This window comes from Microlunatus parietis, from assembly GCF_013407955.1.
GTDB classification, from domain to species: Bacteria; Actinomycetota; Actinomycetes; order Propionibacteriales; family Propionibacteriaceae; genus Microlunatus; species Microlunatus parietis.
This window is the reverse complement of sequence record NZ_JACCBU010000001.1, coordinates 5760352-5774559: the sequence shown is the minus strand read 5'-3', so window position 1 is coordinate 5774559 and position 14208 is coordinate 5760352. Positions and strand designations below refer to the sequence as shown.

The 14208-nt window shown below is 68.2% G+C and carries 18 protein-coding genes; 7 read left to right on the top strand and 11 right to left on the bottom strand.

Annotated elements, in window-relative coordinates; all coding sequences use genetic code 11:
- The first annotated feature begins 763 nt into the window (after positions 1 to 763).
- Positions 764 to 2125 carry a group II intron reverse transcriptase/maturase gene (gene ltrA, locus BKA15_RS27865; RefSeq protein WP_312878799.1) on the top strand — a complete coding sequence of 454 codons (1362 nt, stop codon included), beginning with the start codon at positions 764 to 766 and terminating at the stop codon, positions 2123 to 2125.
- Here ltrA and BKA15_RS27860 read toward each other — a convergent pair.
- Both BKA15_RS27860 and BKA15_RS27855 read right to left on the bottom strand, forming a co-directional pair.
- A complete protein-coding gene (locus tag BKA15_RS27860; protein WP_179756498.1) occupies positions 2067 to 3692 on the bottom strand; it encodes a DUF222 domain-containing protein in 1626 nt (541 codons plus the stop codon). The two genes, ltrA and BKA15_RS27860, sit on opposite strands and share 59 nt — an antisense overlap.
- A gap of 475 nt (positions 3693 to 4167) precedes the next feature.
- Positions 4168 to 4596 (bottom strand): NUDIX hydrolase, encoded by a 429-nt coding sequence (locus BKA15_RS27855; RefSeq protein ID WP_179756496.1) that lies wholly within the window; start codon positions 4594 to 4596, stop codon positions 4168 to 4170.
- A 16-nt stretch (positions 4597 to 4612) separates the two neighbouring features.
- Between BKA15_RS27855 and BKA15_RS27850 the strand changes: the two genes are divergently transcribed.
- On the top strand, positions 4613 to 5968 hold the full coding sequence (locus BKA15_RS27850; protein WP_179756494.1) for a serine hydrolase domain-containing protein: 1356 nt from the start codon (positions 4613 to 4615) through the stop codon (positions 5966 to 5968).
- Here BKA15_RS27850 and BKA15_RS27845 read toward each other — a convergent pair.
- A complete protein-coding gene (locus BKA15_RS27845; protein WP_218872455.1) occupies positions 5965 to 6153 on the bottom strand; it encodes a methyltransferase domain-containing protein in 189 nt (62 codons plus the stop codon). The genes BKA15_RS27850 and BKA15_RS27845 overlap by 4 nt on opposite strands.
- A gap of 42 nt (positions 6154 to 6195) precedes the next feature.
- Positions 6196 to 6936, bottom strand: coding sequence for a TetR/AcrR family transcriptional regulator (locus tag BKA15_RS27840; RefSeq protein ID WP_179756492.1), 741 nt, complete (start codon positions 6934 to 6936; stop codon positions 6196 to 6198).
- A 76-nt stretch (positions 6937 to 7012) separates the two neighbouring features.
- Between BKA15_RS27840 and BKA15_RS27835 the strand changes: the two genes are divergently transcribed.
- Positions 7013 to 7372 (top strand): dihydrofolate reductase family protein, encoded by a 360-nt coding sequence (locus tag BKA15_RS27835; RefSeq protein ID WP_179756490.1) that lies wholly within the window; start codon positions 7013 to 7015, stop codon positions 7370 to 7372.
- Complete coding sequence (locus BKA15_RS27830) at positions 7372 to 7575, top strand: dihydrofolate reductase family protein (RefSeq protein ID WP_246323252.1); 204 nt, start codon at positions 7372 to 7374, stop codon at positions 7573 to 7575. Before BKA15_RS27835 ends, BKA15_RS27830 begins: the two co-directional genes overlap by 1 nt.
- Here BKA15_RS27830 and BKA15_RS27825 read toward each other — a convergent pair.
- Both BKA15_RS27825 and BKA15_RS27820 read right to left on the bottom strand, forming a co-directional pair.
- On the bottom strand, positions 7554 to 8360 hold the full coding sequence (locus tag BKA15_RS27825; protein ID WP_179756486.1) for a ferritin family protein: 807 nt from the start codon (positions 8358 to 8360) through the stop codon (positions 7554 to 7556). The genes BKA15_RS27830 and BKA15_RS27825 overlap by 22 nt on opposite strands.
- 2 nt (positions 8361 to 8362) lie before the next feature.
- Positions 8363 to 9169 carry a hypothetical protein gene (locus tag BKA15_RS27820; protein ID WP_179756484.1) on the bottom strand — a complete coding sequence of 269 codons (807 nt, stop codon included), beginning with the start codon at positions 9167 to 9169 and terminating at the stop codon, positions 8363 to 8365.
- 137 nt (positions 9170 to 9306) lie between these two features.
- On the opposite strand from BKA15_RS27820, the gene BKA15_RS36640 reads away from it, so the two are divergent.
- Entirely contained in the window at positions 9307 to 9435 is a 129-nt protein-coding gene (locus tag BKA15_RS36640; protein WP_281385322.1) for a hypothetical protein, read from the top strand.
- Positions 9432 to 9746, top strand: coding sequence for a hypothetical protein (locus BKA15_RS27815; protein WP_179756482.1), 315 nt, complete (start codon positions 9432 to 9434; stop codon positions 9744 to 9746). The genes BKA15_RS36640 and BKA15_RS27815 overlap by 4 nt, the downstream gene beginning before the upstream one ends.
- Before the next feature lie 77 nt (positions 9747 to 9823).
- On the opposite strand, the gene sigJ is transcribed toward BKA15_RS27815, so the two are convergent.
- Positions 9824 to 10741: an RNA polymerase sigma factor SigJ gene (sigJ, locus tag BKA15_RS27810; protein ID WP_218871606.1), complete on the bottom strand. Its 918-nt coding sequence runs from the start codon at positions 10739 to 10741 to the stop codon at positions 9824 to 9826.
- 66 nt (positions 10742 to 10807) lie between these two features.
- Entirely contained in the window at positions 10808 to 11149 is a 342-nt protein-coding gene (locus tag BKA15_RS27805) for a VOC family protein (RefSeq protein ID WP_179756478.1), read from the bottom strand.
- Between the two features lie 130 nt (positions 11150 to 11279).
- Here BKA15_RS27805 and BKA15_RS27800 point away from each other — a divergent pair, with 130 nt between their 5' ends.
- Positions 11280 to 11639, top strand: a complete 360-nt coding sequence (locus tag BKA15_RS27800; protein ID WP_179756476.1) for a DoxX family protein — start codon at positions 11280 to 11282, stop codon at positions 11637 to 11639.
- On the opposite strand, the gene BKA15_RS27795 is transcribed toward BKA15_RS27800, so the two are convergent.
- From BKA15_RS27795 to ispG, 3 genes are all read right to left on the bottom strand, one after another.
- A complete protein-coding gene (locus BKA15_RS27795; protein ID WP_179756475.1) occupies positions 11614 to 12003 on the bottom strand; it encodes a hypothetical protein in 390 nt (129 codons plus the stop codon). The genes BKA15_RS27800 and BKA15_RS27795 overlap by 26 nt on opposite strands.
- A gap of 97 nt (positions 12004 to 12100) precedes the next feature.
- Positions 12101 to 12976 (bottom strand): GNAT family N-acetyltransferase, encoded by an 876-nt coding sequence (locus tag BKA15_RS27790; protein WP_179756473.1) that lies wholly within the window; start codon positions 12974 to 12976, stop codon positions 12101 to 12103.
- A 36-nt stretch (positions 12977 to 13012) separates the two neighbouring features.
- Positions 13013 to 14194, bottom strand: coding sequence for a flavodoxin-dependent (E)-4-hydroxy-3-methylbut-2-enyl-diphosphate synthase (gene ispG, locus BKA15_RS27785; RefSeq protein WP_179756471.1), 1182 nt, complete (start codon positions 14192 to 14194; stop codon positions 13013 to 13015).
- Positions 14195 to 14208: the final 14 nt, after the last annotated feature.

Below are 14208 nucleotides of genomic sequence, written 5' to 3'. Positions count from 1 at the left end.
GCCGCCACCCTCCATGCGTCACCGCACGAGTGCGCCGTGAGGCGCTTGTTGATCGAGTGGAGGTGAGAGGCCTGCACCGTGGTTCTGTCGCAGCAGGACTGCGAAGCTGAGGGCAGCCTGTCCCGGGAGGTGCCGGGATGGGTGGAAGCGGCCCTGACGATGCCGGGACGTGTCAGTACTGCCAGATGGTGCGGGTCCGGCTAGCGAGGACGGAAAGGTAGACGCGAGAAACCGGCGTATACGTCCCTCAATGACACACCGGCTCGAAACCTGGCGGATCAGGGCCGGATGCGACGCGCACCCGCTGTTGATCATCGATTGGTGATCTTGTGGGGAACTTCCTGGAGCTATTCGAGCGGCGATAGGAAGGCTGTGGTGAAGGTCTGTGGCGTAGCCACAGCGAGGTCGCAGGGTCCAAGTCGGCTGCCTCCTTCGTCGAGCGATCAACAAGTGAACACGGGAACCGTCCCCGGTCCGCCTCAGAACGCCACACAGCCGGTGTGAGCGTGGGGGCTGGGTTCACCGTCGACCGATCGGTCGGGGACGGGGCGGAGCCGTCGTAGTAGTCGCGGGAGTCACGACCCGCCATCGGAGTCCGGGAGAGCCGGTCACAGGGCGAAGGGCGGCAGTGGTATCGAGAAGAGAATTGGAGATTGTCATGCCGAAAGACGCTGCCCCGAACGGGGACGCCTCGCTGCCGATAGTGCCGGATGGTCCTCGGCGGCGGGTATCGGGGATTCAGGCCAAACTTCACCGTTGGGCGGTGGCCGATCCCGGCCGCCGGTTCGACGATCTGTTTAATCTCGTGCATGACCCGGCCACGCTGATCATGGCGTGGGATCGGGTCGCGGGCAATCGCGGAGCTGTGACGGCGGGTTCGGACGGGTGGACAGTCGCCCGGATCGAACGCGAGGTCGGAGTCACGCGGTTCCTGGACGATCTACGCTCCTTGATCAAGTCTGGGGAGTTTCGGCCGCAACCGGTGCGGGAACGCAAGATTCCCAAACCGGGCGGGGCCGGGAAGGTCCGCCGGTTGGGGATTCCGACGGTGATTGACCGGGTCGTCCAGGCCGCGTTGAAGCTGGTGCTGGAACCAATCTTCGAGGCCGACTTTCAGCCGGTCTCCTACGGGTTCCGGCCCGAACGGCGCGCACACGACGCAATCGCCGAGATCCACCAGTACGGCACCAACGGATACCGCTGGGTGCTCGATGCTGACATCGAGGCGTGTTTCGACCGGATCGACCACGCGGCCCTGATGGACCGGGTGCGGCTCCGGGTCAAAGACAAGCGCGTGTTGCGGCTGGTGAAGGCGTTCCTCAAAGCCGGGATCTTGACCGAACTCGGCGAGGTTGAGGACACCAACACCGGCACTCCGCAAGGCGGCATCCTGTCCCCGCTCCTGGCCAATATTGCGCTGTCAGTGCTCGACGAGCACGTCCAGCAGCCATGGCAGCCAGGCGGGTCGATGTCGACTCAGCAACGACGTAAAACACGGGTCCAGAAAGGTGAGCCGAACTGGCGGATCGTCCGCTACGCCGACGATTTCGTCGTTCTGGTCCACGGTGAACGGGCCCATGTCGAGGGCCTACACGAGAAGATCATTCAGGTGCTTGCACCGATCGGATTGACGCTGTCAGAGGCGAAAACCCAGATCGTGCACATGAGTGAGGGGTTCGACTTCCTCGGGTTCCACATCCAGTGGAAACGAAAACGAGGAACGCAGAGATGGTACGTCTACACCTTCGTCGCGAAACGACCGATCCGGTCGATCCGGGACAAGATTCGTGCCCTGACCCCCAGAACGTCACAGCAAGAGCTCAGGAACGTGCTGATCCGGATCAACCAGATCAGTCGCGGCTGGACCAACTATTTCAAGCACGCCGTCGCGAAACACACCTTCAGCCACCTCTATTGGTTTACCGGGTGGCGGATCGTGCACATGATGCGAACCCGGCACCGCTGGAAATGGAAGGACGTCCGACGCTGGCTCGTCACCCCCACCGGAAGATGGAGGCCGATCAGCGCGGACGGGATCGTACTGTTCAACCCGGCAGCGGAACCGATCACTCGCTACCGCTACCGCGGCTACAAGATCCCCAACCCCTGGACCCACACTGTCTGAACCAACCCACCGGCAGAACCATGGAGAGCCCGGTGCGTGGAAACACGCACGCCGGGTTCGGAGAGCGGCCTGGGGAAACGGACCGGGAGCAATCCCGACACCGCGCCCCAGGCCGACTCAACTGCTCGACCCGAGCCAAGGGAGTGAGTGTGGCGACCCGGGTCTGGCCGGGCGGCCCGTTCGGCTCGTAGGGATCGGTGTGATCAAGATCGAGGTTCCGGGTCGCGGTCGACCACGGGAACGCACTGCCCGGTTGGCGCAGGAAGGCGTGTTCGCGGTGGCGGGCCGGGATCTCGTAGGCATCCACCGGTGGCGGCACGTCGTTGAGATCGATCACCGGCCGCACCACTACCCGCTCATGCCCCAGCCACTCACCGACCACACTCTTCAGGGTCGGTCCGATCCTTGGCACGCGGCACACGCCGTCGGCCTGCGAGAGATCCTCGGCGGAGATGTGCACCACGACGGTCGAGGTCGGCGCCAAGAGCGCCGGGTCGAGTTTCGTCACAATCCGTTCCACTGCAGCCTCGAAGATCGACGACTCCACATCAACGTGGCTGGGCCGATCTCGCAGCGCCGGATGCACGTCGGATTCCTCCACCACCAGCTCTGGTTCATCGTCCGGCGTCAACGCCGCCACAGCCTCGGCCAGTTCGTCGTCGAACAGTTCCGGCTGCCGGCGCCGCGCCCGCAACTGGGTGATCGCGCCGACATCACCCAACAAGCCGAACGCCTCAGCCCGCCGCTCATCCGCCGTACCCTCGGTCAAGCAATCGGCCAACTCCTGGACCTGGGCATACAGCCGGGTCGCGGCCAACGGCTCCAATCGCCCGTACACTGCCTTGTGCCCGTTGTCATCGGTCTGGGACAACCACACCCCACGCTGCTTCCGGCGCTGCTCGTACTCGGCGCGAGCCCGGTCACCGTCGACGCGCAAGATCTCGGCCTCGACTGCGTCGCGCAGCTTCCCGAACGGCTGCGACCCAGCAAACCAGGCCACCGCCCGATCCACCTGCGCCGCTTGTTCCATGGTCAGGTGGTGGGTCAGCCGGGCGATCTTGCAGGCCTGCCACTCCTCAATCTCACACCGCATCGTCTTAGCCCACAGCAGCGGCAACCTGTGGCGCAGATCCAGCACGTCTCCGATGAACGCCATCCCAGCTCCGCTGCTCTTGCCGATCTTGGCCAAGAACTCGATCATGGCCAGATCGTTCAATGCCGGAGTGCCCTCCCCACCCGGCCGGACCGCCCGCGCCAATCCCGGCCCGGTCTCCATGATCGACTCCGCCGGATGCGCATCCACCCACGCCGCTGTCCAGACCAGCAGCTCGTTCGCCGCGGCGATCCGGGCCCGCCTCAACCCGCCCGCGGCCTTGAGGATGTCGTCGGTGCCGTACCCGGCAGCCTTCGCCTCCAACGATTCGAACATGTATGCCATTCTAGCCCACTGGACCGACAGAAACCCAACAAAACAAGGGATCTGTGGATAATTCCGGCCACGTTCACCTCGGTCATCCACCGGCGATACGGGCCTCGCAACCGCCCTCTCGGCCTCTGAGCCGATCATCGCGACAAGAACTCCTGACCCGCGTCGACTGCCGGGATTCACTTCTGTTCAGCTCACGACTTGGCTCGACATGGACCATGCCGAAGCCCCCGAGCCGAAGATTGCGTCCGGCTTACTTGATCAGGTCACGTCTCAGTCTCCGCTGCGAAACACGACGGCTGAAATCGCTGCAGACAAGGGCTACCGAAACCCAGAGACCTCCGACCCAAGTTGACCGAGAATCTCTGGCAACGCGCAGACGGAGCATGATCGACTCGCTGTCGCGGCCGGTGCAGGTGCGCAAGGTCTATCCCCATCGACACCGGCATAGGGGCCGACGAGCGCGGTGAGTGACCGGAACCGAGGCGGACCACCTCCTGGCGCAGATCAGCCGGGACGCCAGGGGTCTCCGACGTTTTGCCGGAGGCGACTCTCGTCACTGACTCCGTTCAGGGTTGAACGACCCCGATTTGGCCCTTCAACAGGCTCAGGGCACCTATCGGCCGGGCGTCAGGACGGCGCCGGCCGACGGGGTGAGCGGGTCGGGCAGTGCGGCGAGGTCGAACCAGGCGACCGAGGTGATCTCCTCCGGCAACCGCACGCCGGGCGTGCCCGACACACCCTTGCCGGTGAAGGCATGCGCTCGATATCGACCACCGGTGCCCGGGTAGACCAACTCGTGCACGCTGTGCGGCGTGACCGCCTCGGCCCGCAGACCGGTCTCCTCGAACAGCTCCCGAAGGGCCGCCTCGGCCGGGGACTCACCGTCCTCGATCTTCCCGCCGGGCAGGCCGTAGAAGCGGTGCCCGTAGTTCTGCCGGACCAGCAGCACCCGTCCGCTCGGGTCCCGCACCAGCACGACGCTTGTCTCCCAATCCCACATGCGCGGCAGCCTGCCACCGACCACCGACAGCCTTGAAGCCACCCGTAGAGTCCTCGGTATGCGCGATCAGGCGGCTGCCCTCGAAGCCGAGGTGTCCCAGGCGGCCCGGGAGCTGGGTGTTCCCGGGGCCGTCGTCGGAGTTGATCATGGCGGTGACCTCGACTTCACCGGCTCCGGGGTGACCCGCCTCGATCATGGCCGACCGGTCGACGAGTTGACCCTGTTCCAGATCGGCTCGACGGCGAAGACCTTCACCGCGGCGGCGATGATGGCACTCGTGGACCAAGGCCGGGTCGCGCTCGACGAGCCGGTGCGCCGCCACCTGCCCGACCTGCGACTCCACGACGACACGGCGGCGGCGAGCCTGACCGTCGGTCACCTGCTCAATCACACCGCGGGTTGGGACGGTGGCGACTCCTGGGTCGACACCGGCGAGGGCGACGACGCCGTCGAACGTGCGGTCGGGGCGCTGGCCGACCTGCCGCAGCAGTTCGCCCCGGGCACGGACGCCTCGTACAACAATGCGGCGTTCGTGCTCGCCGGGCGGGTCGTCGAGAAGATCACCGGCGAGCCGTTCGACAGCGCGCTGGCGACGTTGATCTTGGAACCGCTGGGGCTCCGGGAGACGTTGACGTCGCTGAACGCGATCATGACGCACCCCTTCGCGCTCGGCCATCAGCCGACGGCGAACGGCGGCGAGGTGCGGGTCTGCGAGCCGTGGAGCGATCCGCGCGGCTACATCCCGGCCGGCGCGCGGCTGGCCTCCAGCCTCCGTGATCAACTCGCCTGGGCCCGCTTCCAGCTGGGTGACGGCCGGGCTCCGGACGGCACCAGGGTGCTCTCCGAAGCGTCGCTCCGGGCCATGCACGAGCCGACGACCGATCATGTACTGATGCCCGGCATCCGGGTCGGCATGGGCTGGATGCTGCGCGAGTACGACGGCGTCAAGATCATCGAGCACCACGGCGACGTGGCCGGCCAGCACTCGGCGGTCACGATCATCCCGGACCGCGACACCGCGATCGTCGCCCTGACCAATTGCAGCCCGGCCGGCCGGGAACTGTCGGAGCGGGTCGTGCGCCGGATCCTGGAGACCCGGCTCGGCCTGGTCGAACGGCCGCCGGAGCCGCTCCGGCTCTCCCCCGCCGAACTGGCCCCGTACGCGGGGACGTACCGCACCGACGGGATCGAGTTGCGGATCGTCGTCGCCGACGACGGCCTGATCATCCACGGCACCGTGTCGGACGGCGACGGCTCCGGCGAGACGCTGGAGTTCCCGGTCAGCCTGCTCGCCGGCGAACGCTTCCTGGTCGTCGGCGGCCCGTTCACCGGGCTGCAGGGCGAGTTCGTCCGGGACGGCGACGCGGTGGTCGCGGCCAAGCACGTCGGCCGCCTGGTTCCGCGCGCCGGTTAGGCCCGGTACGCGCTGATCACCAGTACCCGGGTGTCGTCGCCGGCCGGTTCGACCGCGGCTGCGTCGCCGTCGATCCAGGTGACCGCCTCCGCCCCGGGCTGCCGGCGGGCATAGCCCAGCATCGTCGGGCTGGGATCGACGCCGATCACCGACCGACCCTCGGTCGCCAACGTCCGGGTGAGCAGGCTGGACGAGTTGCTCGTCCCTGCAGGGATCCTCGGCCATCGTCACTGTCCGGACCGCCTGTCCAGCAGGACCTCGATGCCGTCCAGCAGTCGTTCGAGGCCGAAGTCGAAGTTGAACCGGTGATCGGTGTCCGGGTCCGGTCGCCCGGCGCTCTCGAACTGGCGGTGGATCGCCGGGAAGTGATCGGGATCGACCACCCGCGACCAGTACGGCCGGTGCGCCTGCCACCAGTCGGAATCGTCGAACCCGGCCGCCCGTGCCGCGGCGGCGTCCACCTCACTCTGCACCGTACCCTGGACGAACACGCCCAAGGTGATCATGGTGGCGGTGATCTCCGCCGCACTCAGCCCGGTCCGGTCCAGCGCGCTCAGGTCGCGGTCGTACTTCGCCGTCACGTTCGGACCGGACGGGGGCCGGGTCGCGGTCAGCTGTAGCAGCCAGGGGTGCCGCAGGTAGCGGTCCCGGTCGTTGTGGGCGATCTCGATCACGGCCTCCCGCCAGCCGACCGTCTCCGGTACCGGCCGGAGATCCTCGCCGGTGACGTGGTCGAGCATCAACGCGTGCAGTTCGGGCTTCCCCGGCACGTGCGTGTAGAGCGACATGGTGCCGACCGAGAGTTCCTGGGCGAGCGCACGCATCGTCACTCGCTCGAGACCGCTCACGTCGGCGAGCTCGACGGCCTGCTGCACGATCCGCCCCACCGAGAGCCGGTCGCCGGGGCTCGACCGTTCGGCGGTACGCCACAGCAGCGGCAGTACCCGTGACAATTCCGCTCCGTGCATGTCTGGACCCTAGTCGCCGTACATAGTACGGTACGACGTACGCCAGTGCCGCCGCCCCACGTGAGGAGCACGTACCGTGAGACCACTGATCGTTTCCTGCAACATCTCCCTCGACGGCTTCATGGCCGGGCCGGAGGGCGACCTCGCGTCGCTCAGGTTCATCGTCCCCGACGAGGATCAGGAGGACGACCTGGCCGACCGGTTCCGTTCGACGGTCGACACGATCGTGATCGGCCGGCAGACGTTCCTGGACATGGAGGCCCACTGGACCAAGGTCGAGAGCCCGATGGCTGACTGGATCAATGCCACCCCGAAGGTCGTGCTGACCTCGACTGCCGACCTCGACGTCTCGATCTGGCCCGGAACCACACTGGCGACCGGCGACGGCGCCGAGCAGGTCCGGAAACTCAAGGAGTCCGGGGGCGTGCTCTGGTGATGTTCGGCGGCGTGGCGTCGATCCGGTCCATGATCACGGCGGGCCTGGTCGACGAGTTCTGGTTGAAGATCAGCCCGGTCGCCGTCGGTCAGGGCAGCTCGATGTTCGCCGAGCTCGGTGCCGCGCTGCCCCTGACGCTGCGTACCGCGCGGACGTTCGACTCCGGCATGATCGAGGCCGTCTACGCGACCTCGTCTGAGTAGATGCCGCGGGCGCGGAACGCGTCGGTGACCACCTGCAGCCCCTCCAGGCCGGGCAGCCGGGCCACGTGCTCGTCGATCTTGCGGATCTCCGCCATCCCTTCCGGGGAACCGAAGATGTGCTTCATCACGTGCCTGACCTCGGCTTCCGGCATCACCCCGGAGCCGACCGGACCCCACGCCTTCGACAGCGCGAACCGGGTCAGCGTCCGGGCCGCGGCGCTCTGCTCCAGCCGGGCCCGGGCCTGGGTGGTGTAGAAGGCGACGTGCCGGGTCTCCTGCTGGCCGATCCGGCGCAGCAGCGGCGACAGCGCCGGATGATCTTCGAGCTTGGCCAGCCGTCGGTACGCGGCGGTGGCAGACCACTCGTTCACCGCACCCCAGCTCATGTGCACCGCGACGAAGTCGGCGCCGACCAGGTTGCCCAGCAGCGCCTGCTTGACCGGAGCGATCTTGTCCCGCCAGCCAAGCTTGAGCCGGCGCGACTTCAGGGCGTCGAAGTCGACCGAGATGCCGTGCCGCTGCAGGACCGCCGCCAGCGCCTCGCCGTGCCAGTACTCCTCCCGGTTCCACATCGTCATGAACGTCGACACCGCGTCCTCCCGATGCGACGGCGTGGTCAGCATGTCCCGCATGTAGCAGACCGTGTGGTACTCGATGTCGCACATGTAGTGCAGGCTGCGCAGCGTCTCCGGCGACAGCGGCCGGTCGTCGAAGGCGGAGAAGTCCAGGTCCTCCCAGTGCACCCGCTCCGACGTGTCGGCGTACTTGTCGATGTCGAAGGCCATGATCAACGACTCCCTTCGTCGGTACGCAAGCGAAGCCGGCCCCGGCCCTCGATGAGCCGGAGCCCGGGCAGGCCCGGCAGACCGGCGTCGACGTCATGATCATCAAGCCCGCCGAAGACGGTCCGGACGAACCAGGACACCTCTGCCTCCGGCAGCCCGGGACTGCGCTCCGGCCACGCGTACGACCGCAGGCGCCGGCCGACCAGGCGCCGGGCCGCGGCGGACCGGTCAAGATCAACAGCGGCCCGGGTGCGCAGGTAGCGGCCGTGGATGATCTTGATCGCGAGGACCGACTCGGCCAGCTCGGCAAGGTCCGGTTCGAGCTTGATCAACTCCCGGTAACCGACCCGGCTCAGTTCGTCGTCCAGGACACCCTCGACGAGATGGACGGCGACCACCGGATCGCCGATCAGGTTGGTCCGCAGCGCCTCGGTGATCGGCAGCAGCCGGTGCCGGGCGTCGCCGAGCAGCCCGCGCACCGACCACCGGGAGGGCGGCGGAAAGTCGACCGGCCACGCATGCGCCTCGAGCACGGTCCGCAGCGCGTCCGCGATCCAGTGCCGCTCGTAGGCCCAGGTGCACAGGAAAGCCGTGACCTGAGCGTCGCTGTGGGTGGGCGTGACCAGCAGCACCCGCATCCGTTCGATGGTCGAGCGTTCGATCAGGTAGAGCACCCGGAGCAACCGCAGGGTCGTCGCCGAGCAGCGGATTCCCTCCAGCGGCAGCCGTTCGGCCAGACTCCCCGAGGCGGCCCGGGCATGCTCGCGGAGATCACGATCGAGCCGGCCGGCGTCGTCGTACCACTCCATCCGTGCACCCCCAGAAGTCCAATCAGAGAAAGCTTAGCCTCACCTTACTTGAGTTGGGAACCGGGTGGGGTTGGGCTGCGCCGTGCCCCGCCGGTCGTTACGGTGTCCGCTCAGCGACAAGAGGAGCGAGGAAAGACATGTCCGAACCGCAGGGAGCCTTGGCGAGCTTGCCGAGGCGACTGCCGCCGTTCAGCAGCGCCGCGGTGCTGGCGCTCACCGCGACACCCTGGCTGCAGAAGCTGTACGAGACGCCCGAGTCGACGTGAACCGGACCTCCACGCTCTGGGGGATGCTGGCGACGGTGAACCACCGCATGCTGTTCGCTCTCGTGCTGGCGATCGGGATCCTGCTCGCGTTCGTCGTGGTCGGTGTCCTGGCCCGGCCGGACCGGCTGCTGGCCCGCTCCGTCCTGGGCTGGCTCGCCGTCCTCGCAACTTCCGGAATCATCTTCTTCAGCGACAACGATCACACCCCCGGAGCCGGCGTGATCATCACCCTGGTCGTCTGCGCGATCACCGCGCTGGTGACCTCGCTCGGCCCGCTCCTGCAACGCTTCCAGGGCCCGACCGGAACCTAGTGTCGTGCGACACTAGTGGCGAATCTTCGGGCATCCTTGAGCAGAAGTTGATCGTTCGTGATGCCTGGGCGGCTTAACTATTCATCAGTAGGCCGGTCCTCCCAAGTACCCGCAGGCTTGGTTGAGGGCCGGCCGAATTTTTTGTTCTCCGCCAGGTGCTTCAGCTTGTCCGGATTGAGCACCCCGTAGATGCCGGTGACCTTGCCGTCGGCCACGTCCAGCCCGAGCGCGGTCAGCGGCCGCCCGTCCGCATAGCCGATCGCCCGCCGGGTCCCGGCATCCCAGACCAGCTCGTACCTCGGCAGGTCGGGACCGATCGCGCCGAACAGCCGGGCCACCTTCTCCGCGCCGGTGATCGGCCGCAGTGCGGTACGGATCGCGCCACCGCCGTCCAGATAGAGCACGACGTCCGGCGCCAACACCTCCAGCAGACCCTCGATGCTGCCGCCGGTCGCGGCCTGCATCAGCCGGTCCGCCGCCTGCCGCGCCGCCTCCGGCTCGGCCCGGAACCGCGGCCGCCGCTCCCGTACGTGATCACGGGCCCGGTGCACCAGCTGCCGTACCGCGCTCGGGGAACGATCCAGCATCTCGGCGACCTCCGGGTGGTCGAACCCGAACACGTCGTGCAGCACGAACGCCGCCCGCTCCAGCGGCGACAGCGTCTCCAGCACGACCAGCATCCCGGTCGCCAGATCCTCCGCGTCGGTGACCCGCTCGGCCACGTCCTCGGTCGTCCAGAGCGGCTCCGGCAGCCACGGCCCGACGTAGTCCTCCCGGGCCCGGCGCAGCTGCCGCAACCGTTCCAGGGAGAGGTTCACCACGATCCGGACCAGGTAGCCGCGCGGGTTCGCCACCGCGGCGTGATCGACCGTGTCCCAGCGCAGCCAGGCCTCCTGCACCACGTCCTCCGCGTCGCCGACCGAGCCGAGCAGGTCGTACGCGATCGTGAACAGCAGCCGTCGGTACTCGGCGAAGGTCGACCCGGAATCGATCATGAACTCCATCCTGACCGATCCGTCCGAGCCGGGTCGGTCGAGGTCGGTCCGGGGCGTTCGCAGGCCTCAGGCTTCGGTGTAGCAGCTGAGCCGGTGACCGTCCGGGTCGTCGAACTCGAAGTAGGCGACCACGTCGGGAATGTCGATCAGCTCGCCCACGGCGATGCCCAGATCGATCAACCGTTGCCGTTCCGCCCGGACGTCGGGAACGCCGAACCGGACCACCGTGTTGCCCGGGCGCGGTTCGTCCAGGCCGAGTTGCAGCCAGGCGCCGCCGAGGTCGTACTCGACGACGGTGTCGACGGGGCGGAGATCCGGGCCGCCGCGTTCCAGGATGCGTTCGTACCAGCCGGTCGATCGGTCGAGATCGCTGACCGACAGTCCGACGGTGACGCCGCTGATCTTCATCGTGCCTCCTCAGGGTTGACACCCCAGGGACGAACGGCAGCGCCGGAAATCGACAGCGCCTCGGCACGAGTCCTCGACTTCCCGCCGGTGCCCGATGTCACAAACCGAGCCCGTTCGCCATCGTAGGGTCATGATCGATCCCTGGTGGCCGCTCGCGGTCCTTGCCCTGATCCAGTTCGGCGACGGACTGATGTGCCTGAAGCCGGTCGCGTTCATCCGGAAGTGCTTCGAGGACGTCGGGTTCCCGAGGCGGTTCTGGTGGGTCGCGCCGCCGATCAAGTTCGCCGCGACGGCCGGGCTGGTGATCGGGATCTGGTTCCGGCCGCTGGCGATCCTCACCACCGCGGCGCTGGTGATCTACTTCCTGCTCGCCGCGGGGGCGCACATCCGGGCCCGCGACTTCGGCCGCAACTTCTTCCTCAACTGCCTGGGCATGCTCACCCTCAGCAGCGCCACCTTCGTCTTCACTGTCCTCGCACCGGCGCAATGATCAAGGACCCGTCGGCAGTGAGAGGTCGGCGATCACCCGTTCCCGCGGTCAGGTCATAGGTCTCGAGTTCCAGGGCGACCGCGGTCTCGGGCGCCGCGCGCTGGATCACGATCGCCACCTGCTCGGACCGCACGCCCTCGGGAACCGAAGCGTGCAAGGAAAGCCAGCCCGCTCGGGTGGGCACCTCGAGCCCGGGTGACGCCCGGTCCGGCATGCCGCGGGCCTGCCGCCGCGCGACGGCGGCGAGCGACAGCACCGGCAGCGGCAGGTCGTGCGGGGCAGCCGGATTCGCGCGGACCAGGTCGTCCAGCAGCAGCCTGGCCGGCGGAGTGATCAACTGGACCTCGTCGTACCGACCGAGCACGACCAGCCCGGGAGCCGCGTCGTGATCCTGACGAGCGCCGCGGGCTTCCCGCCGCCCGAACTGGTGCTGGACTTCAGGGCCTGAGCCGTGGCAGTCGTCAGTAGAGGATCGTGGCGAACTCGCTGACCTGGCGGAAGCCGACCCGGCGGTACGTCGCGCGGGCGGCATGGTTGAAGTCGTTGACGTAGAGCGAGACGACCGGCGCGACGGCGCGGGCCTGCTGCACCACGGCGGCCATCGCGGCGGGAGCCAGGCCGCGGCCGCGGAACTCCGGGTCGAGCCAGACGCCCTGGACCTGGCTCGCGGTGGCCGAGACCGAGCCGAGGTCGGCCTTGAAGAGGACCCGGCCGTTCTCGATCCAGCCGAACGCCCGGCCCGCGGAGATCAACTGCCGCACGTAGAACCGGTAGCCGGCCGAGTTGCCCTGGACCGGGGAGACGCCGACCTCCTCGGTGTACATCTTGATCGCCGCCTCCGAGTACGGCTCCCACTCGGCCAGCGTCACCGGCCGGACGTACGGATTCGGCACCACCCGGGGTTCCGAGTCGATCGCCAGCACCGGCTGGTGCGGCCGCACCTCCCGTACCGTCGCCCAGGACTGGCCCCAGCGGTCCGACAGCCCACGCCACAGCGCCATCGCGGTCTCGGCGGGGCCGATGATCGAGGAGCACATCCGTTGCGGGCCGGCGAACTCGACGTAGGCGTCGACCGCCTCCTGGTCGGCGCCGACCGGGACCAGGTTGGAGCCGGCGTGGCAGAGGGACCGCAGCACGCCGTCGCGTTCGTACCCCCACATCGGGCAGCCGAGGCTGTTCGGGTCGAGACCGGCACCGCGCACCCGGGACGCGACGAAGACGTTGTCGACCGGCCGGGTGGAGAGGATCCGCACCGCGGCGGCAAGATCACCGGAGTTCAGCACCCGGACCGTGCCGGCGTGGCCGGACCGCCCGGTGACCGTCGACGCGGCCGTCATCCGTCGGTTCCGCGGCGAGGTCTCATGGGTCCGACGTTATCCCCGCGCCGGGGCCGGCGTCGATGCGGCGCCCGCGACCTCGACCAGCGGCTCGCCCTCGACCGAATCGCCGAGCTCGTCGGCGATCCGCATCGCCTCCTCGATCAGGGTCTCGACGATCTCGCTCTCCTTGACCGTCTTGATCACCTCGCCGCGGACGAAGATCTGGCCCTTGCCGTTGCCAGACGCGACGCCGAGGTCGGCCTCGCGAGCCTCGCCGGGGCCGTTGACGACGCAGCCCATCACCGCGACCCGGAGCGGCACGGTCAGGCCCTCCAGCCCGGCGGTGACCTCCTCGGCCAGCTTGTAGACGTCCACCTGGGCCCGGCCGCAGGACGGGCAGGAGACGATCTCGAGCTTGCGCGGGCGCAGGTTGAGCGACTCCAGGATCTTGGAGCCGACCTTGACCTCCTCGACCGGGTCGGCCGACAGCGAGACCCGGATCGTGTCGCCGATTCCCTTCGACAGCAGGGCTCCGAACGCGACCGCGGACTTGATCGTGCCCTGGAACGCCGGCCCGGCCTCGGTGACGCCGAGGTGCAGCGGGTAGTCGCACTGCTCGCTGAGCAGCTCGTAGGCGCGGACCATGATCACCGGGTCGTTGTGCTTGACCGAGATCTTGAAGTCTCCGAAGCCGTGCTCCTCGAACAGGCTGGCCTCCCACAGCGCCGACTCGACCAGCGCCTCCGGGGTCGCCTTGCCGTGCTTGGCCAGCAGCCGCTTGTCCAGCGACCCGGCGTTGACGCCGATCCGCAGCGATACCCCGGCCTCGCGCGCGGCCTGGGCGATCTCGCCGACCCGGTCGTCGAACGCCTTGATGTTGCCCGGGTTGACCCGGACCGCGGCACAGCCGGCCTCGATCGCCGCGAACACGTACTTGGGCTGGAAGTGGATGTCGGCGATCACCGGGATCTGCGACTTCCGCGCGATCGCCGGCAGCGCGTCCGCGTCGTCCTGGCTCGGCACCGCGACCCGGACGATGTCGCAGCCGCTGGCGGTCAGCGCGGCGATCTGCTGCAGGGTCGCGTTGATGTCCGAGGTCAGCGTGGTGGTCATCGACTGGACGCTGATCGGGGCACCGCCGCCGACCAGCACCTTGCCGACCTTGATCTGCCGGGTCGGCCGCCGTTCGGCCAGGGTGGGCGGCGGCAGCGGCGGCATTCCAAGATCAATACTCATGCTCTTCTTTCTGT

Coding starts and splice junctions, on each gene's coding strand:
- BKA15_RS27860 (WP_179756498.1), bottom strand. CDS start 3,692: ATGATCGGCTCAGAGGCCGAGAGGGCGGTTGCGAGGCCCGTATCGCCG.
- BKA15_RS27850 (WP_179756494.1), top strand. CDS start 4,613: ATGCGCGATCAGGCGGCTGCCCTCGAAGCCGAGGTGTCCCAGGCGGCC.
- BKA15_RS27840 (WP_179756492.1), bottom strand. CDS start 6,936: ATGCACGGAGCGGAATTGTCACGGGTACTGCCGCTGCTGTGGCGTACC.
- BKA15_RS27830 (WP_246323252.1), top strand. CDS start 7,372: ATGTTCGGCGGCGTGGCGTCGATCCGGTCCATGATCACGGCGGGCCTG.
- BKA15_RS27825 (WP_179756486.1), bottom strand. CDS start 8,360: ATGGCCTTCGACATCGACAAGTACGCCGACACGTCGGAGCGGGTGCAC.
- BKA15_RS27820 (WP_179756484.1), bottom strand. CDS start 9,169: ATGGAGTGGTACGACGACGCCGGCCGGCTCGATCGTGATCTCCGCGAG.
- BKA15_RS36640 (WP_281385322.1), top strand. CDS start 9,307: ATGTCCGAACCGCAGGGAGCCTTGGCGAGCTTGCCGAGGCGACTGCCG.
- sigJ (WP_218871606.1), bottom strand. CDS start 10,741: ATGATCGATTCCGGGTCGACCTTCGCCGAGTACCGACGGCTGCTGTTC.
- BKA15_RS27805 (WP_179756478.1), bottom strand. CDS start 11,149: ATGAAGATCAGCGGCGTCACCGTCGGACTGTCGGTCAGCGATCTCGAC.
- BKA15_RS27800 (WP_179756476.1), top strand. CDS start 11,280: ATGATCGATCCCTGGTGGCCGCTCGCGGTCCTTGCCCTGATCCAGTTC.
- BKA15_RS27790 (WP_179756473.1), bottom strand. CDS start 12,976: ATGACGGCCGCGTCGACGGTCACCGGGCGGTCCGGCCACGCCGGCACG.
- ispG (WP_179756471.1), bottom strand. CDS start 14,194: ATGAGTATTGATCTTGGAATGCCGCCGCTGCCGCCGCCCACCCTGGCC.